This is a genomic window from Brevundimonas pondensis (genome assembly GCF_017487345.1).
Taxonomy (GTDB): Bacteria; Pseudomonadota; Alphaproteobacteria; order Caulobacterales; family Caulobacteraceae; genus Brevundimonas; species Brevundimonas pondensis.
In genome coordinates, this window is record NZ_CP062006.1 from 2,332,074 (window position 1) to 2,353,190 (window position 21,117).

Genomic DNA, 21,117 nt, shown 5'->3' on the forward strand with positions numbered 1-21,117 from the left:
AACGCACCGGATGTCTGCTGCGCTATCTCCAACAAATCCGCCCCTTCACGGTCCGCGGCTAAAACGCACGTGAAAAGGCCGCCGCTCCTTTCGGGAACGACGGCCTGATCGGCGCGAACAGCAGTCTAGTGGCGACCGCTGCGCAGGGTGTCTTTCAGGCCGCCGACGGCGTTCTGGACCTTGCCAGCGACCTGATCGGCGCGGCCTTCGGCCTTCAGCTTTTCGTCGCCGGTCAGCTTGCCGGCGGCTTCCTTGATCTTGCCGCCGATGTTCCTGGCGGCGCCTTCGACACGGTCATGATCAGGCATGGGAAACCCTCTGTACTGACGCCGCCGGACTGACGACGCTTCGACAGAAACAACCATTCCCGACCGGTCAGGTTCCCGAAGTTCGCACACGCAGCCACCTGGCCACGGCCCAGGCATGAGCTTCGTGGCGCAGGCGCGAAACAGCCTCCAGCGGCTCCAGCCAGACCAGTTCATGGTCGGCTTCACACTGGGTCGAAGCGTCGAAGCCAGTGATGCGCGCAGTCCAGAACCCGCCCACGTTGTTGACCGGCGAACCGTCCGTCTTGCGGAAATACTGAGCCGCTTCGGTCAGGCGATCCTCGGGTTCGACGATCAACCCCGTCTCCTCGCCAAACTCGCGAATGAGCGCCTGCTGTTCGCTCTCCTCGCCGTCGACAGCGCCGCCGGGCAGGTCGAAATAGCTGCCTTCGCCCCGGTCCACGCGGACACAGGCCAGTTTGCCGTCTTTTTCGGCCAGGCCAAAGGCGGCGGGCCGGTGAATATAGTCGAGGCCAGGTCGGGCCGTTCCAAACTGCAGCTTCATCACGCCAGACTAACGCGCGTCGCTGACGATGCGAAAGGGGCTAGAGGTCGAAGACCAGCCGCGCGCGAACGCCGGCGTGGTCAGCGTCGAATTCTACCGCCGAGCGCAAGCCCCCGGCCATGGCCGAAACAATCTTGGCGCCCAGCCCCGTGCCTTTCGGCGCCCCTTCGCCCAGACCGGGACCATCATCCTCGACCACCAGAATGGCACGTTCCTTGTCTGCCTTTTCAAGCCTTACGCGGATCTCGCCGCCCTCGCCCGGCGCATAGGCGTACTTGACCGCATTGGTGACCAGCTCCGTGACGATGACCCCCAGGGACACCGCCTGATCCGTGGTCACCCGCATGGGCTCGGCGGTCAGGATCAGACGCGGCGCGTCACCGTCCGGCCCGACCGACTGGGCCAATTCCTCAATCAGTCCCGCCAGGTATTCATCCATTGCGACCTTGGCCAGGTCCGAGGAAGTGTAGAGACGACGGTGAACATGGGCCACGGCCTCGATCCGCACCTGAGCCTCCCGCAGGGCCGAGCGAGCGCCTTCGTCGCTCAACTGGCGCAGCTGCAGAGCGATGAAACTGGACACCAGTTGCAGGGAGTTGCCGACGCGATGATTGACCTCGCGCAACATGGCCTCCGCGCGATCACGGGCCAGCCGAACCTCCTCCTGGGCCTCCTCGTTTTCGCGTTGCAGACGACGACGCAGCAGGGCGTCCTCGACCGCCGAACGCAGAAGGGCGGTGAAATCCTCGGACACGTCCTTGATGACATAGTCAGCGGCGCCGGCGCGCAAGGCGGCCACGGCGATGCGCCCGTCCTGGGCGCCGGTGACATAGACCACCGGCGGAGGGCTGGGCAGCTCCAGAATGTCCGGCAGAACGTCCAGTCCCTCGCGGCCTGGCATGTAGTGATCCAGAGCGCAGACGTCGAACTGATCGGCCTGCAGGGCCTGGTATCCGGAATCCGCATCAGGCGCGCACGTCACCTGATAGCCATGACGCGCCAGCTCCTTCTGGACGAGACGAGACAACCCCGGATCGTCGTCAATATACAGCAGGCGAATGACAGCCCCCATCTGATCCATGCGGGTCAGATTTCGGGCGCTTGCATGACGGACAGGAAGAGGCCCAGTTGCTGGATGGCGCCGGCGAAGGCTTCATAGTCCACCGGTTTGGTGATGTAGACGTTGCAGCCCAGATCATAACAACGCTGGATCTCGACCTTGTCGTCGGTCGTGGTCAGGATCACCACCGGGGCGCGACGCAGACGTTCGTCCGACTTCACCTTCTCCAGGATGTCGGTGCCCGACATGTCTGGCAGGTTGAGGTCCAGCAGGATCAGCAGCGGCCCCTGGGCGCGCACCTCTTCACTGAACAGATAGTCCAGGGCGGCGCCGCCCTCGTCGAAGTGGACGATGTCGTTGGCGATGTTGGCGCGGCGGATGTTCTTTTCGATGAGCTTGGCGTGGCCATGGTCGTCCTCGACCATGACGATCTTCACGGAGTGGCTCATAGATTGTCTCCTGCGGTCCCCAGCACCATCAAGCGTGTGGGGAATTTCAGATGGAATGTCGAGCCTTGTCCCAGGGAGGACTCTAGGGTGATCGCCCCGCCCAGGCGGCGGACGCTGTTGCGGACGAAGGCCAGGCCGAGGCCTTCGCCGGGCTGATCCTGCTTTCCGGCGCGACGAAACAGCTCGAATATCCGCTCGTGATCGCGTTCAGAGACGCCGCGGCCGTTGTCGATGATGCGGTAGTGGACATGCTGATCGTCCCGGACCTCGCCCTCGACCACGATGCGGACGGGACGCCCCGGCTCCTGATACTTGACCGCATTGTCCAACAGGTTGCCGAATATCTGTTCGATCGACAGCCGGTCGCTCTCCAGCACAGGCAGGTCGCGCACCAGGATCTCGCCGCCGGTCTCTGCGACCTGGTGATGGACGCTGTCGGCGATGGCCTGAACCAGGGCGGTCATCGGCAGGCTCTCCGGCGTCAAAGCCCGCCGCCCCTCACGTGACAGCTTCAGAATAGCATTGATCAAGCGATCCATCTTGGCCGTCGAGGCGCGGATGAAGCCGACCGCCTCGGGTACGTCCTCGCGCACGGCGCGGATGGCCTCGGGCTCAATGGCCTCAGGGTGAGACTTTTCAAGCCGGGCCAGCTGATGATCGAAGACCTTGCCGACCTGTTCCAGTTCGGACGTGTAGCCCATGACGTTGACCAGCGGCGATCGCAGGTCATGGCTGACGATATAGGCGAAGCGCTGAATCTCCTCATTGGCGCGGGTCAGTTCTGCGGTGCGATCCCGCACCTGATCTTCCAGGCCCGCGTTCAACCGATCCAGCTCGAAGTGTGCGGCCTGAATTTCATCGACGTTGCGTCGCACCAGCCATACGCTGATACCGGCCAGAATCAGAATCAGTACTCCCGCCAGGGCGTTGACGGAGACGGTGACCGCCGAAGCCCGCTCTGACTGACGCGTGCGCTCGACCAGGCGGCGGGCCTCGATCGCATCGATCGCCGTCAGTTCGACACGCATGGCGTCCATCAGCGTCTTGCCCCGCCCGCCCCGGATCAGCGACACGGCCTCGCCAATCCGCCCCGTGCGGGTGAGCTCAATCGTGTCGACCATCAACTGCATCCGCTCATGATACAGCGCCTGAACCAGATCGAGCCGGGGAGCCAGTTCAGGGTCTTCGCCTATCAGACCCTCCAGGCGCGCCATCACGCCCGGCAGGGCCGCGACGGCGCGATCATGGACCTTGAGATACTCCGGTCTCGCGGTCAGCATGAAGCCCCGCTGCCCCGTCTCGGCGTCTACAACCAGGTTCAAGACGTCCTTAGCGGCCAGACGGACCTGCTGGCTGTGATCGACCGTGTCGTTATAGGCCGTCGTCCGCTGGATCATCACGAAGGTGGCGGCGTTCACCGCCAGCAACAGCAGGATGGCCAGGGCCAGCAGGGCGATGATCGAACGACTGAGGGTCGGCGTGCGCAAAAAGGCGCCAAAGGTCCGCAAGGCCGGCCGAATTCGTTTCATGACCCCCAACTTATCGACCGAACCCCTTGAGTCCAGCCGTTAACCTCGAGAGCGGTCAGACTGTGCCGACGGTCCGCAGGCGGGCCTTGGGATGGACCTCGTTCTGGCTCATCACCACGGTCTGGCCGCGGAAGCGTTCGATGATCGAACGGACGTAGGGGCGGACCTGCGGCCCCGTCAGCAGGACCGGGTTCTCGCCCGCCATGGCGGCGCGCTCGAAGACGTCGCGGACGTTGCGGATAAAGTCCTGAAGGCGGCTGGGCGCCATGGCCAGCTGCTTGTCCTCGCCGGGGCCGATCAGGCTCTCGGCGAAGGCCTGCTCCCAGTCCGGCGACAGGGTGACGATCGGCAGGGCCCCGTCGTCGCCGCGATTGGCCCAGCACAGCTGACGCGCCAGACGCGTGCGGACGTGCTCGACCAGGGTGGTGACGCTGGTGGTGTGCGGCGCCGCCTCGGCCAGGCCTTCGAGGATGGCGGGCAGGTCGCGGATCGAGACCTTTTCGCGCAGCAGACTCTGCAGCACCCGTTGCAGAGTGGTGACGGTGACGACGGTTGGAATCAGCTCCTCGACCAGCTTCTTCTCTTCGCCGTTCAGTTCGTTGAGCAGCTTCTGCACCTCGGCGTAGGACAGCAGCTCGGCCATGTTCTCCTTGAGAATCTCGGTCAGGTGCGTGGTCAGCACCGTCGAAGGATCGACCAGGGTATAGCCGCGGAAGGTGGCCTCTTCGCGCAGGGATTCATCGATCCAGGTGGCGGGCAGGCCGAAGGCGGGCTCGCGCGTGTGTTCGCCGGGCAGTTCGACCTGACGGCCGGCCGGGTCCATGGCCATCAGCGACGACAGGCGCACCTCGCCGGCCCCGGCCTCCATCTCCTTGATGCGGATGGCGTAGCCCTGATTGGGCAGGCGCATGTTGTCGAGGATACGGACCGACGGCATGACGAAGCCGTATTCCTGGGCCAGCGACCGGCGCAGTGCGCGGATCTGATCGGTCAGGCGGCGGCCCTCCAGATCATTGATGAGCGACAACAGGGCGTAGCCCAGCTCGATCTTGACCTCGTCGATGGTCAGGGCGGTCGAGATCGGCTCCTCGACATCCTCCTTCGGTTTGGCCAGGTCCACAGTCTCGACCACGGCGGGCTTCAACCGATCACGACCCAATTTCCAGGCCATGAAGCCCGCGCCCAGGGCCAGGGCGGCGAAGGGGATCAGCGGCATGCCGGGGATCAGGCCGATCAGGCCCGCCGCGCCGGAGACGACGCCCAGGCTGACGGGGTTGGTCGCCAACTGATTGACCAGGGCCTTGTCCGCCGAGCCTTCAACGCCCGCCTTCGACACCAGGAAGCCGGCGGCGACCGAGACGATGATGGCCGGGATCTGGGTCACCAGACCGTCACCGACAGTCAGCTGGACATAGGTATTGGCCGCCTCTCCCACCGGCATGCCGTGCTGCGTCACCCCGATCAGAAGGCCGCCGATGGCGTTGATGAAGGTGATGATCAGGCCCGCCACGGCGTCACCGCGCACGAACTTGGAGGCGCCGTCCATGGCCCCGAAGAAGGTGGATTCCTGCTCCAGCTCCTTGCGACGCAGCTTGGCCTGGTCCTCGGTGATCAGGCCCGACGACAGGTCGGCGTCAATGGCCATCTGCTTGCCCGGCATGGAGTCCAGGGTGAAGCGGGCCGAGACCTCGGCGATACGGGTCGAGCCCTTGGTGATGACGACGAAGTTCACCACCAGGATGATGGCGAAGATGATCACCCCGATGATGAAGTTGCCGCCCATCATCAGTTCGCCGAAGGCGTTGATGACCTGACCGGCGCTGTCATGGCCTTCCTGACCATGGGTCAGGATCAGGCGCGTCGAGGCCAGGTTCAGGCCCAGTCGATACAGGGTCGAAACCAGCAGCACCGTGGGGAAGATGGCGAAGTCCAGCGGCCGCTTCATCATCACGGCCGTCATCAGGATCAGCACGCTGGACACCAGCGAGATCGCCAGCAGCAGATCCAGAAGCATCTTCGGGATCGGCAGGATCAGCAGCATGATGACCGCGATCACGCCGACCGCCAGCCCCACATCGCCGCGCAGCAGCCAGCCGAGCGCGTCGCGCCCGGTGGGGCGCGCATAGCCGTCCTTCATCAGGACAGGCGCATCAACCATGGCGGCGGACGAAGATCATCCCGCCTGATGACAGGATTCGCGCGGTCTCAGCCATGCTCGAAGGCTTTCAACGCCAAACGGGTCGCGTCGGCGATGATGGCTTCGCGCTGTTCGTCGGACGAATCCCGCGTGGCGTGGAAATAGACAGCGATGACGATAGGCGCGCCACCGCCAGGTCTTTGGATCAGGCCGATGTCGTTGGTCGGGCCATAACCGCCCGTGCCCGTCTTGTGCGCCACGGTCCAGCCAGCCGGAACCCCCGCCTTGATCCGCCCCTGCCCGGTCGGCGTCTCGCTCATCCAGCGCATCAGCAGAGCCTTGGACGCCGCGTTCAGCGGGGTGTCGGGTGCGACCAGCAGACGGCTGATATTCTGCACCGACTGGATCGGGGTGATGGTGTCCTTGTCGCCGTCCAAGCGGTTCATCTCGGGCTCGAGACGGTCGACACGGGTGCTGTCGTCGCCGATGCCGCGATAGAAGGCGCGCAAGGCGTCCAGTCCGCCCATCTCGCGGATCAGGATATTGGCGGCGGGGTTGTCGCTGACCTCGACCGTGGCCTTCACCAACTGCTCGATGGTCAGGGTCGAGCCGACCGCCTTTTCCGTCACCGGGGCGTGGTTGATCATGTCGGCTGCGATCACCGGGACGGCGCGGTCCAGCCGCTCCTGCCCCGCCTGGACGCGCAGCAGGGTGGCGGCGGCCAGATACATCTTGAAGGTCGAGCAATAGACGAAACGCTCGTCGCCGCGCCAGGCGGCGTTCTGCCCCTCGGAAGCAATGGCCAGGCCCAGACGACCGCCATGACGAGCTTCCAGATCCGACAGGTCGAGCTCCAGCGTTTCGACGGGCGCATCGACGTCCGCCTCCACCGCCGCGACTTCTCGCGAGCAGGCGGCCAGCGTCAGGGCGCCGACGCCCAGAAGAACAGTCCGGCGGTCGGCGCGCATGGCCCTAACCCGCCGCGCCGTAGGCGGCCGCGACACCCGACTGGGGCGCCGGGATGGGCGTGCCCTCGTCGGCGTATTCGTTCAACTTGTTGCGCAGGGTGCGGATCGAAATGCCCAGGATGGTGGCCGCATGGGTGCGGTTGCCCAGGCAGTGGTTCAGGGTGTCGAGGATCAGGGTCTTTTCCATCTCGGCCACGGTCTGACCGACGAAGCTGCGGGTCATGGCGTCGGCCATCTGGGCCGCATGACCGGCGACGCCGGCGTCATAGGTCGAGGCGATGGGCGACGGGGCCGCCGCGCCGCCTTCCAGCAGGGGGCGACCATCCGGCAGGCGGATGGCGTCAACGTCAATCTCGGCCCCGGTCGCCAACAGGACGGCGCGGTGCATGGCGTTTTCCAGCTCGCGCACGTTGCCGGGCCAGCGGTGGCCGACCAGGGCGCGGCGGGCCTCGACCGAGATCGGGCGCGGCGGCACGCCGTTGGCGGCGGCGTACTTGCGGATGAAGTGGTCGCACAGGACGGCGATGTCGCCCGGACGTTCGCGCAGAGACGGCAGGCGCAGGTTCACCACGTTCAGGCGGTAGAGCAGGTCTTCGCGGAAGGTCCCCTCGGCCACGGCCTTGGCCAGGTCGCGGTTGGAGGTGGCGATGATACGGATATTGACCGGCACGGGCTTGGAGCCGCCTACGCGGTCGATGACGCGTTCCTGAATGGCGCGCAGCAGCTTGGCCTGCAGGCGGGCGTCCATCTCCGAGATTTCGTCCAGCAGAAGCGTGCCGCCGTCGGCCTCCTCGAACTTGCCGATGCGGCGAGCCACGGCGCCGGTGAAGGCCCCCTTCTCGTGGCCGAACAGCTCGGATTCCAGCAGATTGTCGGGAATGGCGGCGCAGTTGACGCTGATGAAGGGCTTGTCCGCGCGCTTCGAACCCGTGTGCAGGTGACGGGCCATCACCTCCTTGCCGACGCCGCTTTCGCCAGTGATCAGGATCGAGGCTTCCGAGCGCGCCACCTGATCGGCCAGGCTGATGACGGCCTTCATGGCCGGATCGGCCGAGATCATCGGCCGCTCGTCATCGGCCACGGCCGACAGGACGGCGGCGATCAGGTCCGCCTCGGGCGGCAGGGGGATGAACTCCTTGGCCCCGGCGCGGATGGCGTCGGCGGCTTCACGGGCGTCGGCGTCGACGCCGCAGGCCACGACCGGGACGTGGATGCGTTCGGCGTCGTTGGCGGCGATCAGTGCGGCGATGTCGATGCGGTAGTCGACCATCATCAGGTCGGCCCCCTGCCCGCGACGCAGTTGCTCGGTCGCCTGATCGGCGCGCTCGACGTGCTGGACCTTGGCGCCGTGCGCCATGGCCATCTTCACCGCCGTCGCCAGCTGTCCGCTGAGCCTGCCAACCACCAGAAGCCGCATGGGTCTTCTCCTCTAGATCTCTACTGCGAAAACACGGTCGCCGTTCAGGCGCCCTTGTCCTCGGTCTTGATGATTTCCGTCATGGTCACGCCCAGGCGATCCTCGACGACGACGACCTCCCCACGGGCGACCAGACGGTTGTTGACGAAGATATCGATGGCCTCGCCGACCTTGCGATCCAGCTCCAGCACGCTGCCGCGGTTCAGCTTCAGCAGTTGGGCGACCGACATATGGGCCTTGCCCAGGACGGCCGAGATATTGACCGGCACGTCGAAGACGGTCGCCAGATCGGCGGCGGACTTGTCGCCGCCATCATCGGCGAGGTTCAGGGCGGTGGAGTCGCCGAACTCTTCAAGGGCGAGATCGTCGGTGGCCATCAGAAGGCGCTCCTGTCGATGGATTCAGCATGGCCGGCCTCGGCCGCGAGCGCAGCCTCCAGCGCAGCGGAGACGCGGGCGGCGACGCCCTCGGGATCGAACTCGGCGCGGCCGTCGGCCCATTCCAGGGCGAAGGCGGCTGCGGGGGCGCCGATATCCTCACGGAAGGCGATCAGGCCGCTGAAGCCGGCGTCGGCGCACAGGGCTTCGATATGGACGCGGGTCGCCTCGTCCAGTCCTGCGGCGCGGACCAGAAGACGGGGCGAGGCGTCGATCTCCTGCCCCAGTTGTTCGATGGCGGCTTCCAGCGGGCGGCGCGGGAAACGGTCGAAGGCGGCCGAGGCCAGGACGCGCGCGGCGGCGACCGACAGTTCGGCGGATTGGCGCCGATGCGCCTCGGCGATGCTGCTGAGGGCGCCTGCCGCATGGGCCGCATGCTGCGCCAGGGTCGACAGGGCGTCGGCCCGCAGGGCTTCCACCTCGGCCAGAGCTTGCTGACGGGCCTCCAGACGAGCCTGGGCGACCAGGGCGTCGACCTCGGCAGGCGCAAAGGAGCGCTTGGTCGGCTGCCAGGCGGACGGACGCACGACCGCGCCATTGGCGTCGAACTCGGTGTCGAAAATGAAGGGGCGAGCGTTTGCGGTCATGTCAGTAGATCAACTCGTCATCGCCGCCCTGGCCGGCCAGCATGATTTCACCACGCGCCGCCAAGTCCTTGGCCACCTGGACCATGGTCATCTGGGCGCTGTCGACGTCCTTCAGACGAACGGGGCCCATCGAATCCATGTCTTCACGCATGATCTTCGAGGCTCGCTCGGACATGTTGGAGAAGAACATCTCACGCAGGGCGTCCGAAGCGCCCTTCAACGCCAGACCAAGCTGATCCTTCTCGACCGCGCGCAGCAAGGTCTGAACGCCACCCGGATCAAGGCGCGACAGGTCCTCGAAGACAAACATCAAGGCGCGGATTCGCTCGGCGGAATCGCGGCTGCGTTCCTCCAGGGCGCCGATGAAGCGTGCCTCGGTCTGGCGATCAAAGCTGTTGAAGATGTCGGCCATCAGTTCATGGCTGTCGCGCTTGGAGGTGCGGGCCAGGTTGGACATGAACTCGGTGCGCAGGGTCTGTTCGATCTTGTCGAGAATGTCGCGCTGTACCGGCTCCATGCGCAGCATGCGCTGCACACATTCCAGAGCGAAGTCCTCGGGCAGGGCCGTGAGCACGCGCGAGGCGTGATCCGGCTTGATCTTGGAGAGAACCACCGCGACCGTCTGCGGATATTCGTTCTTCAGATAGTTGGCGAGCACAGCCTCGTTCACGTTGCCGAGCTTGTCCCACATGGTCCGCCCTGCGGGACCGCGGATCTCCTCCATCAGGGCGTCAACGCGATCGCCGGGCATGAAGGAAGCGAGCAGACGCTGGGTCTGCTCATAGCTGCCCATCAGCGAACCCGAACCGCCGATGCCGGAGACAAACTCCACCAGCACTTCCTCAACGACATGGGCGGTGACCGTGCCGAGACCGGCCATGGCCTGGGAGACCTCCTTGATCTCCTCGTCATCCAGCTGCTGCCAGAGGACCGTGTGCTCTTCCCCCAGGGAGAGCAGGACCACCGCGGCCTTTTCAGGCCCCGACAGTTTGCGGGCATCATCGACTGCGGCTTTCTTGCTCACGAGACGGGTCATTAGCTCTCATGCACCCACGACCTGAGGATCGCGGTCGATTCCTCAGGGTGAGTGTCCACGAAGTCGGCGACCTTCTTGATCGAGGAGGCTTTCACCTGACCCTCGATGCGGGCGATGTCGAGCCGTTGATCCATGTCGCTGGGACCGGCTAGCATCTGAGGCTGGCCCGGCAGGGTTCCGCCGACCAGCTGGGTGTCCAACGGCGTCACCGGCAGGCCGTTGGCGCCGACCAGGGCGGGCGTCGCCGCCCCGCCCGTCGCGGCCTTCAGCAAGGGGCGGACCACGAAGAAGATCAGCAGGAATCCGGTGATGACCAGCACCAGCAGCTCGATCCCGCGCATGATGTCGTTCTTGTCGAAGTTGAACATCGACGAGCCTTCGTCCGCGCCCGGCGCCGCCGAGGGCTCGCGGTTGAAGCGGACGTTGACCACCTCGATCTTGTCGCCGCGCGTCTCGTCGATGCCGACGGCGGCAGCCACCAGGGTCTTGATCTGCTGGACTTCCTCGGCCGTGCGCGGGGCGTAGGTCGGCGCACCCTTGCCGTCGGCGGCGGGGGTGTACTTGCCGTCCACGGCGACCGAGACCGACAGCTTCTTGACCTCACCCGGCTCCTTGACCGTCGTCGTGGTGGTGTTCGAGATCTCGTAGTTGGTCGTCTCGGTGTTTTCCGAGTTGGTCGAGCCGATCGGCGTGGTGTTGGGGGCCTGACCGCCGGGAATGTTGTTTGTGGCGGTGACGCCGCCGTCGGCCTGGCCCGTCGTGTCCTGCGACTGCGAGCCGTTGGTCGAGGTCGAACGCACGACCTGGCCGTCGGGATCGAACTTCTGTTCCTGGGTGGTCGAACGGCTGTGGTCGATGTCGGCCGTCACCTGAACGCGGGCCGCGCCGGCGCCGACGACGCCCTCGACGATGTCCTTGATGCGGGTCTGCAGCTGGGACTCGGTCGTGGCCTTGGCCGCCTCGGCATTGGCCGAGGTGAAGCCGGTGTCTTCCGAGCCCGCCGCCAGGGTGCGATTCGACTGGTCCGTCACCGTGACCTTGTCCGGCTTCAGGTTCGGCACGGACGAAGCGACGACGTTGCGGATGGCGCGGACCTGATCGGCGCTGAGGTCGCGTCCGCCCACGCCCACGACCACGGCGGCGGTCGGGTCGGTGGCGGCGGCCTGGAACATTTCGCGGCGCGGCATGGTGATGTGGACGCGGGCCGAGGTGATGCCGCGCATCGACATGATGGTGCGCGACAGCTCGCCCTGCAGGGCGCGTTGCTCGTTCAGGTTCTGCTGGAACTCGGTCTGACCCAGCACCGACTGGTTGTCGAAGATCTCGTAGCCGACGCTGCCCGAGGTCACGAGACCCTTGCCCGCCAGCATCAGGCGCGCCGTGCCGACTTCGTCGCGGCTGACGAAGATGGTCGAGCCGTCGCCCTTGGAGCTGTACTTGATGCCCGCCTGATCCAGGGCGGCGCTGATCTCGGAGGCCTCGCGCAGGTCAAGGTTGGAATAGAGCAGAGCGTCGGGCGCCTGGCCCACACGCAGCATGACGGCGACCAGCACCGCGGCCACGCCGGCGGCCACGCCAAGCACCGCGGCCAGACGGCCGATACCGAACTTCTGCAACGCCGCCGTGAAGCCGCCCACGCGTCCCCGCCCATCCACTGACGGGGCGAACTGCCCCGCTAGGCAGAAAGTGCCGCGTGGATGGTAAACGCCGCGTTAAGATGCGTTAAAGATTGAGGGAATCCGATCCCTTCTCCCCTTGAGGGAGAAGGTGGCAGGCGGAGCCTGACGGATGAGGGGTGTCGGCGCGATCAGCGACCGCCCAGCGCGCAGCAGGCACGAAAAAGGGGTGCGGCTCTGCCGGAAACGGCAGCGCTCACACCCCTCATCCGAGCGCCTTCGGCGCCCACCTTCTCCCTCAATGGGAGAAGGACGCATTCTTGCGCTCTAAAGCCTTCCGGCTGCTTGAGCGCTTAGGCCGCCTTCAGCAGCTCGGCCTTCTGGTCCGCCGCCGCCTTGATGCGGGCTTCGGCGATGGCGTCGGCGATCAGGTGGGTCGGCTTGTTCTCGACGACCGAGCGCTCGAGGATTTCCTCGAAGGTCTCCATCAGGCGCGACAGCTTGCCTTCGACCCACGAGGCGTCATAGGCGCCGCCCGACTGGCGAGCGTTCATTTCCGAGGCGACGTTGATGATGCCGCCGCCGTTGACGACGTAGTCAGGGGCGTACAGCACGCCGCGGCGGAACAGCTCGTCGCCGATGTCGGCGGTGGCCAGCTGGTTGTTGGCGGCGCCGCAGACGGCCTTGACCTTGAGGCGGTCCAGGGTCTGCAAGTTCAGCGTCGCGCCCAGGGCGCACGGGGCGTAGATGTCGGCGGCGACGTCATAGATGGCGTCCGGAGCCACGATCTCGGCGCCGGTCTTGGCGGCCACGGCTTCCAGGTTGGCCTGGTTGACGTCGGTGATGATCAGCTTGGCGCCGGCCTTGTGCAGCATCTCGGCCAGATAGGCGCCGACATGGCCCACGCCCTGCAGGGCCACGGTCAGGCCGGTCATGTCGTTCTGATTGAACAGACGGCGAGCCACCACCAGGTTCGAGCGGAACACGCCCTCGGCGGTGACGGGGCTGGGGTCGCCCGAGGCTTCCGGGCCGTCTTTCAAGCCAAGAACGTATTCGGTGACCTTGCGGGCTTCGGCGATGTCCTCGACCGAGGTGCCGACGTCTTCAGCGGCGTAGTAGTGGCCGCCCAGGCCGTTCAGGGCGCGACCGAAGGCGCGGAACAGCTCCGGCGACTTCTGGGTGCGACTGTCGCCGATGATGACCGACTTGCCGCCGCCCATTTCGAGGTCGGCTACGGCGTTCTTGTAGCTCATGCCCTTGGACAGGCGCAGGACGTCTTCCAGGGCCTCGGCGGCGGTGGCGTAATTCCACATGCGCGTGCCGCCGACGGCGGGGCCGCGCGCGGTGGAGTGAACCGCGACGATGGCCTTCAGGCCGGTTTTCTCGTCGTGGAAGGCGTGGACGCCTTCATGGTTCGCGAAAGAGGGGGAATCAAACAGCGTCTTGCCCATGACAGGCCTTTCCTGGGGTATTTTTTATTGCGCGAGGAGATACGCCGCGCCCGCCTAAACGGCAAGCATGACGGTTTCGCGTCAGGAAAAGGGTCAGCGTGCCTTGGGGTCGGCTTCCAGGATGGGCAGCACCGGTTGGGCCCTGGACGGCAGGGGCGCGGCGGCGTCGCGCAGCCAAGCCTCGACGTCGCGATAGATAACTTCGCCCTGCAGGTCGCGATTCAGGATGTGCCAGCCATTCGGATAATAGGCCGTACGCAGGTTGGACCGTTCGCCCGCACGCTCCAGCGCCAGCCGCATCGGCCCCTTGCGCACGATCTGGTCATGACCGCCGTACAGCAGCAGGGTCGGCTTCTCGACCGCGCCCAGACGCATCGACGCCGCCTCCATCAGGTCGACCAGGCCATGCATGGAATCGAACCGGGTGGAGATGATGCTCTGCGGATCGCGGCCGTTGCGGATGAGCTCCAGCGTATTGTCCGAGGCGCGAATGTTGCGGACGGCGAAGGCTGGCGGCTCAACCGCCCTGTCCCCCATCAAGCGCGCGGCGGCCCAAAGACCCGCCCGATTGAACGGACTCTGGCTCGACCAGCCCCAGACGCCGGGCGCCAGCAGGACGACCCGATCGGCGTCGGGCGGGGTCTCGCCTCCGAAGGCGGCGATGGTCGAGGAGCCGCCCATGCTTTCACCCGCCACCACGATCAAGGCGTTGGGGCGCTCGGCGCGCACCAGCGCGACGATGGTGCGCAGGTCGGCGCTGGTCAGGCTTTCCTGTGCGAACTCGCCGCGATGGGGCGACAGGCCGAAACCGCGTTGGTCATAGGCCCAGGTCTCGATGCCGCGCGTCGCCCACCACGGCCCGGCCAGCCGGAAGGAGGCGTAGTGATCGTTGAACCCGTGCAGGGCGACGATGACCGCCCACGGCTCCTGCCCCTCGGGGCTCCAGCGCAGATAAGGCAGCCGCGCCCCGTCCTGAACCACAAAGGCGCCGCGTCCCAGCGTCCCGGCCTCGATACGCGAGCCATGGAAGCCGTTGGGCGGAGTCTGCGCGCCTTGCAGATGCGGCGTGGCGCAGGCGGACAGGGCGAGGGAGAGAGCCAGAAGGCCTGCCGTCAGTCCGCTCCGCCAAATGCTCACGCCAGAATCTCCGCTGTCCTCTGGCGAAGGTAGGGCAGAACCTCGACCTCGAACCACGGGTTTTTCTTCAGCCAGGCCGTGTTGCGCCACGACGGGTGCGGCAGGGGTATGACGGCGGGGGCGTAATCACGCCAGGCGCGCACCGTCTCTGTCATGCTGGCCTTGGCCCGGTCGCCTAGAGCCCAGGCCTGGGCGTAGCCGCCGACCAGCAGGGTCAGCTCGACATTCGGCAGTTCGGCGAGCAGACGAGGCCGCCACAGCTCGGCGCAACGACGCGGCGGGGGATAGTCGCCGCCTTTTGGGTCCGTGCCGGGAAAACAGAAGGCCTGGGCGGCGACGCCGAGGCGCGGGTCGCCATAGAAGGTCGCCTGATCCACGCCCAGCCAGTCGCGCAGACGATCGCCGGACGGATCGGTGAAGGGCAGGCCGCTCTCATGCACCCGCCGCCCTGGCGCCTGACCGCAGATCAGCAGCCGGGTTTCGGGCGCGACCATGACCACCGGGCGCGGCGTGTGGGGCAACTGCCCCAGACACGCCCGGCAGGCGCGGATCTCGGCCAGGACGTCAGCCAGGCCGTTGTCCGCTTCAGTCGAAGTCGTCATCCGATTTTTCGACGGGCGGCAAGGCCGCCAGGGCCGCGGCCGTCTCGGCCTCGGTCGGCAGGCGTAGACGGATCACGCCCTTGAAGGCGTTCGGATCGACCGCCTTGCCCTTCTTGGTGATGGTCAGCTTGCCCTGACGCATCAGGCCGAGCGCCGTGGCGCGCACCTTGGGCAGCATGCGCTGCCACTGCTCGGGCTGCAGCGCCTTGGCCACGTCCGAAGGTTCGATGCTCTTGCCGCCGACGTTCTTGGGATCGGCCTTGGCCAGTTTTTCAAAAATGGCCGCTTCGATTGGATCGTTCATCGGGTCTATATGCTGCAGCGCAAGATCGGAAAGAAGGCGTAATCGGCATGGTCGCGAAAATCACCATAACAGAAGGCGAGTTCGCCGGCTGGCAGACCTACGATCTGCACGACACCTTCGACGTGGTGGTCGGCCCCTTCTACGGCAAGCTGGACCCCGACGGCCATATGCGCTGCGCCTTCCGCGCCGAACAGAAGCACATGAACGCAGGCGGCCGGATGCACGGCGGCTGCCTGATGACCTTCGCCGACATCGCCATGTTCCAGATCGCCTATCAGGAGATGGAGGGGGCGTCCGGCGTGACGGTGCAGCTGGATTCCACCTTCATCGACGGCGCCTATGTCGGCGAACTGATCGAGGCGACCGGCCAGGTCACCAAGGCCGGCAAGAGCCTGATCTTCGTGCGCGGCCAGATCACCACCGGCGAACGGCTGCTGATGACCTTCTCGGGCGTGATCAGAAAGTTCACGCCGCGCGACTGACCCCTACTTCGCGGGCGAATAGACCACGCGGCAATCGCCATCGACCGTGGTGTAGCGATTGTTCGCGGCGTCCACGAAGGCGACCCGGCCGCCGTCGCTGTACTCGACCTTGCCGGTCGAGCGACCCTTGAAGATTTCAACGCCATAGCTCCAGCAGGTGATCTCGGCGGGGCGATCGCTGAAGGTCGCGTCATTGCGCGCGCGCCGGCTTTCCGTGCAGGCGGCGGCCGATACGGCAAGACCGAGGACGAGGGTGATCGTGACAGCTCTGTTCATACCGCACAGCTTGGCATGACGGACACCGCCCGAAAAGACGCCTTAGACCCCCGCCTGAGCCGCTGGACGCGCGCGGCAGCTCTCCAGCCAACGGGCCAGATGGGTCAGTTCCTCGGGAGGCCGGTATTTGACCAGTCGGGCGAAGTCCAGACCGACCGCCGCGACGATGTCGGCGATGGTGAAGCGGTCGGCGGCGATGAACTCATGCTCGGCCAGCTGGCGATCCAGGGTGTGCATGAACTTCTCGGCGCCGAGGCGGCTGTATTCCGCCACCTGGGGCTGAGGGGCTTCCAGAGCGGCCAGGGCCGGATGGCTGAAGCGAACGTTCAGCATCATGGGATTGGCCAGGTACATTTCGCACCGACGCGTCCACATCTCGATCAGCGCCTGTTCCTTCGGATCGCGGCCGAACAGGTTCGGCTCGGGATACAGGGCCTCCAGATAGCGGCAGATGGCGATGGATTCAGAGATGCAGGTTCCATCGGCCAACTCCAAGGCCGGAACATGCGGCACGCCGAACTTGGCGCGATAGGCTGCGGTGCGGTGCTCCCCCGCCAGCAGGTCGATCTCAACCCCTTCGACGTCGGTGACGCCCTTTTCCGCCATGACCCACCGAACGCGGCGCGGATTGGGGGCGCGGCGGCTTTCATACAGCTTCATGGCACAGCCCTCCGATGGCGGTCAGAACCCTGCAGACAAACCCTATTGCCCGAACACCGAAGCCGGCATGGCCCCGACAATGCAGGCGGTCATCAGCGTGGCCAGGAAGCCGGCCAGCAGCGCCTTCCACACCAGACCCAGCACTTCCTCGCGCCGTTCCGGCATCAGCACAGACAGGCCGGTGACGGTGATGCCGACCGAGCCGATATTGGCGAAGCCACACAGGGCATAGGTCATCAGCATCCGCGTGCGCTCGGTCATCTCGCCGTCCGGCACGGCGCCCAGTTTGATGAAGGCGACGAACTCGGTCAGCGTCAGCTTGACCCCCAGCAGCCAGCCGGCCGTCTGTGCGTCGGCCCATTCCACCCCGATCAGCCAGGCGACCGGCGAGAAGAGCACGCCCAGGATGCGCTCGACGCTCAGCGGTTCACCGCCGATCCAGAAGGCGCCCAGCATGACATTGGCCAGGGCCACCAGGGCCACGAAGACGATCAGCACGGCCGAGATGTTCAGCACCACCATCAGGCCGTCGGACGTACCCTTGACGATGGCGTCCACGGCGCTGTCGTACTTCAGCGCCGAGTTGTAGTCGGCTACCGCCCCGCCCTCGCCCGGCTTTTCAGGGATGATGACGCGGGCCAGAAGAACACCCGCCGGGGCCGAGACAATGGAGGCGACCAGGACATGGCCCGCCGCATTGGTCAGGACCGGCGCCAGGATGGTGGCGTAGGCCACCATGGTCGAACCCGCGACGGTGGCCAGGCCGACCACCATCATCAGGAAAACTTCCGAGCGGGTCAGCTTGTCCAGATAGGCGCGGATGACGATGGGGCTCTCGATCATGCCCAGGAAGACGTTGGCCGCCACCGCCAGGGCCGAGGCGCCGCCCAGACCCATGGTGCGCTGGAACAGGAAGCCGAAGCCCAGCGTGATCCACTTCAGGATCTTCCAGTGCCACAACAGGGCCGACAGGGCCGAGATGACCAGGATCAGCGGCAGAACCTTGAAGGCGAAGGTGAACAGGGCGCCCTCATTGGCGACGGCATAGGGTTGGTCCCCGCCCGCCAGATAGCCGAAGACGAACTTGGTCCCTTCTTCGGTGGCCAGCTCCAGCCCCTTCACAGCGTTGTTGACGCCGTCCAGCACCACCTGCGAGCCGGGAATAGCGAAGGTCGCCAGCACCAGCGCCGCCTGCACCAGCACCGCCCCGATGGCCAGACGCCACGGGAAGAGCTTGCGGTTTTCGGACATCGCCCAGCAGACGGCGATGATGACGACCAGCCCGAACAGGCTTTGCAGGTTCAGAAGGCTGAACATGGGAAAAGGCGGCTCCGCGACCGACCGACGGCCGAGGGCCGCCTTTAAAACCTGCTTGAACGCTACCGCGCGCCTTCTGGTCAAGAGCGCATGCGGCGTCCTGCCGCGCCAAAGCCTCGCCGCAGCCTAAACTTCGCCGTTATGCAAGACGCCAATCACCGTTACGTCATCAACGGGGAGAGATCGGATGCGCAGGGAACTGATCTGGGCGGCGGCGACGTGCGCCCTGCTCGCGGGGTGTCAGGACGCGTCGCGCCAGCAAGCCGACGAGTCGGTGGACATGGCCTTGATGGAACCGGCGCCGCCCGCTAGCGCCGCGGCGACTGCGTCAAGCAGCGCCGTCGCGCCGATCGTCGCGCCCAGTATCGCCTACGCCTATCGTTTCGGGCTGGAGCTTCCGGCAGACGCGGTGCCGACCGTCATGGGGCGACACGAACAGGCCTGCATCGCCGCTGGTCCCTCGGCCTGTCAGGTGATCGGCTCGAACTCCAACCGCGTCGGCCGTGATTCCGTCCAGGCCAGCCTCGAGATGCGGGCCACGTCCGCCTATGTCGCCCGCTTCCGCGCGGCGCTGGACGGCGAAGCCAGAGACTCAGGCGGGCGCGTGGCTCAGCAGGCCGTCGAGAGCGAGGACCTGACCCGCCAACTGGTCGACACCGAGGCGCGGATGCGGGCGATGGAGACCCTGCGAGACCGGCTTCAGCAGCTTCTGACCACCCGCAGCGGCACGCTGGAACAGCTCCTGCAGGTCGAGCGCGAACTGGCGCGCGTTCAGGGCGAGTTGGACGCGACGCGCTCGGCCCTGGCCGTCATGCGGACGCGGGTGCAGACCTCGAAGCTGGACGTGACTTACAGCACGGCGGGGCAACTGGCGCCCGACAGCGCCCTGCGGCCGGTGACCGACGCCCTGGGCCAGGCCGCCTATCTCTTCATGTCGACGCTGGGGGCGCTGATCATGTTGCTGGCCGGGGCCCTGCCCTTGTTGCTGGTGATCGCGCCTCTGACGTGGCTGGGGTGGCGGTGGCGTCAGAAACGCGCGGCGCGCAAGAAAAAGGCGGAGGGCGAACCCTCCGCCTGATCGCACTTTCCTTTCCTCCCCATTGCATGGGGAGGTGGGTCAGAGCTGGCCCCGGACCAGCTTGCCGTAGTCGTCCATCAGGGTCAGCGACAGTTCGCCCGGCGTGAAGCGGTAGTCGCCGATCTCGCTGACCGGCGTGACCTCTGCGGCCGAACCGGTGAGGAAGCATTCCGAGAAGTCCGCAAGCTCTTCCGGCAGAATGTCGCGGATCACCACCTCGATCCCCTTGGCCTGGGCCATCTCGATCACGGTCTGGCGGGTGATCCCGTCCAGGATGTGATCGACGCGCGGGGTGTGCAGGGCGCCGTTCTGGACGAAGAAAACGTTGGCGCCGGTGGCCTCGGCGATGTAGCCGCGCCAGTCCAGCATCATGGCGTCGGCGTAGCCGCGTTTCTCGGCCGCCGTCTTGGACATGGTGCAGATCATGTAGAGGCCGCCGGCCTTGGCCGTCGACGGGGCCGTGGCCGGGTCGGGGCGGCGCCACTTGGCCCACTCCAGACGGATGCCCTTCTTCTTGACCTCGGGGTCGAAATAGCTGGGCCACTCCCAGGCGGCGATGGCCAGGTGGACCTTGCTGTTCAGCGACGAGACGCTCAGCTGCTCGGCGCCCAGATAGGCCACCGGACGAATGTAGCAGTCCGTCATGCCGTTCTTTTCACAGGTTTCCTTGCAGGCGGCGTCGATCTCGGCCACGCTGTAGGGAATGTCGAAGTCCAGCAGCTCGGCCGAGCGCTTCAGCCGTTGGCTGTGCGCCGTCAGCTTGAAGATTTCGCCGCCGTACATACGCTCACCCTCGAACACCGACGAGCCGTAGTGAAGGCCATGGGTCAGAACGTGCGTTTTCGCGTCCCTCCAAGGCACGAACGCGCCGTCAAACCAGATCCAGCCGTCACGATCGTCGAAAGGAACGAAGGCCATTGAATAACGTCTCCTCGGGATGTGGTCCGGTTACACTCTTCTCTCCCGCCGCCGTCAACGCCTTTGCGTTCGGCAGGATCGCCTAAGACATGACTGATACGCGTTCGAACGGCCGCTCCGGCCCCATCGCAGCCCCCGGCACGGGTCGCCACCTGCTGATCGTCGACGACGACGACAGAATCCGCGAACTGCTCAAAGAGTTCCTGGCGCGCGAAGGCTATCGCGTCACCGGCGCCGCCCACGCCGGCGCGGCGCGGCGCCTGGTCGAACTGATCGAGTTCGACCTGATCGTCCTGGACGTCATGATGCCGGGTGAAAGCGGCTTCGACCTGACCAGCTGGATCCGCAGCCAGGCAGCGCTGTCGAAAACCCCGGTCCTGCTGCTTACGGCCAAGGGCGATCCTGACGACCGGATCGAGGGGCTGTCGCGCGGCGCCGACGACTATATGTCCAAGCCGTTCGATCCGCGCGAACTGGCGCTGCGAATCGAAGCCATCCTGCGGCGTACCGGCGGCAAGCCGCTGACGCCGCGCGAAATCCATATGGGAGCGGCCGTGTTCGACATGGAGCGGCTGGAGCTGACTCGGGACGGAGCGCTGCAGCGCCTGACCGAAGCCGAGGCGCAGCTGCTGAAAACCCTGGCCATTCACGCCCACTCGCCGGTCGAGCGGATGAACCTGTCGCCGGATACGGCCGACATCACCGGCCGCGCGGTGGACGTGCAGGTGACGCGCCTGCGCCGCAAGCTGGAGTCAGACCCCAAGAACCCGCGCTATCTGCAGACCGTGCGCGGAATCGGCTACATGCTGGCGCCGGACTGAGCCG

Annotated in this window: 23 protein-coding genes; 3 read left to right on the forward strand and 20 right to left on the reverse strand. The window is 66.1% G+C overall.

The window, feature by feature from the left end; all coding sequences use genetic code 11:
• Positions 1 to 125 precede the first annotated feature (125 nt).
• The 16 genes from IFE19_RS11640 to IFE19_RS11715 form a co-directional block, all read right to left on the reverse strand.
• Positions 126 to 308, reverse strand: a complete 183-nt coding sequence (locus IFE19_RS11640; protein WP_207822487.1) for a CsbD family protein — start codon at positions 306 to 308, stop codon at positions 126 to 128.
• Between the two features lie 67 nt (positions 309 to 375).
• On the reverse strand, positions 376 to 831 hold the full coding sequence (locus tag IFE19_RS11645) for an NUDIX domain-containing protein (RefSeq protein WP_207822489.1): 456 nt from the start codon (positions 829 to 831) through the stop codon (positions 376 to 378).
• A 40-nt stretch (positions 832 to 871) separates the two neighbouring features.
• Complete coding sequence (locus tag IFE19_RS11650) at positions 872 to 1,903, reverse strand: histidine kinase dimerization/phosphoacceptor domain -containing protein (protein ID WP_225910258.1); 1,032 nt, start codon at positions 1,901 to 1,903, stop codon at positions 872 to 874.
• A gap of 14 nt (positions 1,904 to 1,917) precedes the next feature.
• Positions 1,918 to 2,340 carry a response regulator gene (locus IFE19_RS11655; RefSeq protein WP_207822494.1) on the reverse strand — a complete coding sequence of 141 codons (423 nt, stop codon included), beginning with the start codon at positions 2,338 to 2,340 and terminating at the stop codon, positions 1,918 to 1,920.
• Positions 2,337 to 3,869 (reverse strand): sensor histidine kinase, encoded by a 1,533-nt coding sequence (locus IFE19_RS11660; RefSeq protein ID WP_207822496.1) that lies wholly within the window; start codon positions 3,867 to 3,869, stop codon positions 2,337 to 2,339. Before IFE19_RS11660 ends, IFE19_RS11655 begins: the two co-directional genes overlap by 4 nt.
• Before the next feature lie 55 nt (positions 3,870 to 3,924).
• Entirely contained in the window at positions 3,925 to 6,006 is a 2,082-nt protein-coding gene (gene flhA, locus IFE19_RS11665; RefSeq protein ID WP_225910499.1) for a flagellar biosynthesis protein FlhA, read from the reverse strand.
• Between the two features lie 68 nt (positions 6,007 to 6,074).
• Complete coding sequence (gene bla / locus IFE19_RS11670) at positions 6,075 to 6,974, reverse strand: class A beta-lactamase (protein ID WP_207822500.1); 900 nt, start codon at positions 6,972 to 6,974, stop codon at positions 6,075 to 6,077.
• A gap of 4 nt (positions 6,975 to 6,978) precedes the next feature.
• A complete protein-coding gene (gene flbD, locus IFE19_RS11675) occupies positions 6,979 to 8,391 on the reverse strand; it encodes a sigma-54-dependent transcriptional regulator FlbD (protein ID WP_207822502.1) in 1,413 nt (470 codons plus the stop codon).
• Between the two features lie 44 nt (positions 8,392 to 8,435).
• The gene (gene fliN / locus IFE19_RS11680) at positions 8,436 to 8,768 is read right to left on the reverse strand and encodes a flagellar motor switch protein FliN (RefSeq protein WP_207822504.1); all 333 of its coding nucleotides are present in this window, start codon (positions 8,766 to 8,768) and stop codon (positions 8,436 to 8,438) included.
• Positions 8,768 to 9,415, reverse strand: a complete 648-nt coding sequence (locus IFE19_RS11685) for a FliH/SctL family protein (protein ID WP_207822507.1) — start codon at positions 9,413 to 9,415, stop codon at positions 8,768 to 8,770. Before IFE19_RS11685 ends, fliN begins: the two co-directional genes overlap by 1 nt.
• A gap of 1 nt (position 9,416) precedes the next feature.
• On the reverse strand, positions 9,417 to 10,439 hold the full coding sequence (gene fliG, locus IFE19_RS11690; protein ID WP_207822509.1) for a flagellar motor switch protein FliG: 1,023 nt from the start codon (positions 10,437 to 10,439) through the stop codon (positions 9,417 to 9,419).
• Between the two features lie 11 nt (positions 10,440 to 10,450).
• Positions 10,451 to 12,088: a flagellar basal-body MS-ring/collar protein FliF gene (fliF, locus tag IFE19_RS11695; RefSeq protein ID WP_207822511.1), complete on the reverse strand. Its 1,638-nt coding sequence runs from the start codon at positions 12,086 to 12,088 to the stop codon at positions 10,451 to 10,453.
• Between the two features lie 332 nt (positions 12,089 to 12,420).
• Entirely contained in the window at positions 12,421 to 13,518 is a 1,098-nt protein-coding gene (locus IFE19_RS11700) for a Glu/Leu/Phe/Val family dehydrogenase (protein ID WP_207822513.1), read from the reverse strand.
• A 93-nt stretch (positions 13,519 to 13,611) separates the two neighbouring features.
• Positions 13,612 to 14,655: an alpha/beta fold hydrolase gene (locus IFE19_RS11705; RefSeq protein ID WP_207822515.1), complete on the reverse strand. Its 1,044-nt coding sequence runs from the start codon at positions 14,653 to 14,655 to the stop codon at positions 13,612 to 13,614.
• On the reverse strand, positions 14,652 to 15,257 hold the full coding sequence (locus IFE19_RS11710; RefSeq protein WP_207822517.1) for a uracil-DNA glycosylase family protein: 606 nt from the start codon (positions 15,255 to 15,257) through the stop codon (positions 14,652 to 14,654). Before IFE19_RS11710 ends, IFE19_RS11705 begins: the two co-directional genes overlap by 4 nt.
• Positions 15,241 to 15,561, reverse strand: a complete 321-nt coding sequence (locus tag IFE19_RS11715; RefSeq protein WP_207822519.1) for a DUF3253 domain-containing protein — start codon at positions 15,559 to 15,561, stop codon at positions 15,241 to 15,243. Before IFE19_RS11715 ends, IFE19_RS11710 begins: the two co-directional genes overlap by 17 nt.
• Before the next feature lie 47 nt (positions 15,562 to 15,608).
• On the opposite strand from IFE19_RS11715, the gene IFE19_RS11720 reads away from it, so the two are divergent.
• Entirely contained in the window at positions 15,609 to 16,043 is a 435-nt protein-coding gene (locus IFE19_RS11720) for a PaaI family thioesterase (RefSeq protein ID WP_207822521.1), read from the forward strand.
• Positions 16,044 to 16,046: 3 nt separating this feature from the next.
• Here the strand turns inward: IFE19_RS11720 and IFE19_RS11725 are convergent, their stop codons facing one another.
• From IFE19_RS11725 to IFE19_RS11735, 3 genes are read right to left on the reverse strand one after another with little or no spacing between them, the layout of a single operon-like run.
• Positions 16,047 to 16,319, reverse strand: coding sequence for a hypothetical protein (locus IFE19_RS11725; protein ID WP_207822522.1), 273 nt, complete (start codon positions 16,317 to 16,319; stop codon positions 16,047 to 16,049).
• Positions 16,320 to 16,361: 42 nt separating this feature from the next.
• Positions 16,362 to 16,979 carry a glutathione S-transferase family protein gene (locus IFE19_RS11730; RefSeq protein ID WP_207822524.1) on the reverse strand — a complete coding sequence of 206 codons (618 nt, stop codon included), beginning with the start codon at positions 16,977 to 16,979 and terminating at the stop codon, positions 16,362 to 16,364.
• Positions 16,980 to 17,021: 42 nt separating this feature from the next.
• Positions 17,022 to 18,296, reverse strand: coding sequence for a NupC/NupG family nucleoside CNT transporter (locus IFE19_RS11735; RefSeq protein ID WP_207822526.1), 1,275 nt, complete (start codon positions 18,294 to 18,296; stop codon positions 17,022 to 17,024).
• Positions 18,297 to 18,483: 187 nt separating this feature from the next.
• On the opposite strand from IFE19_RS11735, the gene IFE19_RS11740 reads away from it, so the two are divergent.
• Positions 18,484 to 19,374: a DUF4349 domain-containing protein gene (locus IFE19_RS11740; protein ID WP_207822528.1), complete on the forward strand. Its 891-nt coding sequence runs from the start codon at positions 18,484 to 18,486 to the stop codon at positions 19,372 to 19,374.
• A 39-nt stretch (positions 19,375 to 19,413) separates the two neighbouring features.
• On the opposite strand, the gene IFE19_RS11745 is transcribed toward IFE19_RS11740, so the two are convergent.
• On the reverse strand, positions 19,414 to 20,292 hold the full coding sequence (locus IFE19_RS11745; protein ID WP_207822529.1) for a branched-chain amino acid aminotransferase: 879 nt from the start codon (positions 20,290 to 20,292) through the stop codon (positions 19,414 to 19,416).
• A gap of 89 nt (positions 20,293 to 20,381) precedes the next feature.
• Between IFE19_RS11745 and IFE19_RS11750 the strand changes: the two genes are divergently transcribed.
• Positions 20,382 to 21,113 carry a response regulator gene (locus IFE19_RS11750; RefSeq protein ID WP_207822531.1) on the forward strand — a complete coding sequence of 244 codons (732 nt, stop codon included), beginning with the start codon at positions 20,382 to 20,384 and terminating at the stop codon, positions 21,111 to 21,113.
• Positions 21,114 to 21,117 lie beyond the last annotated feature (4 nt).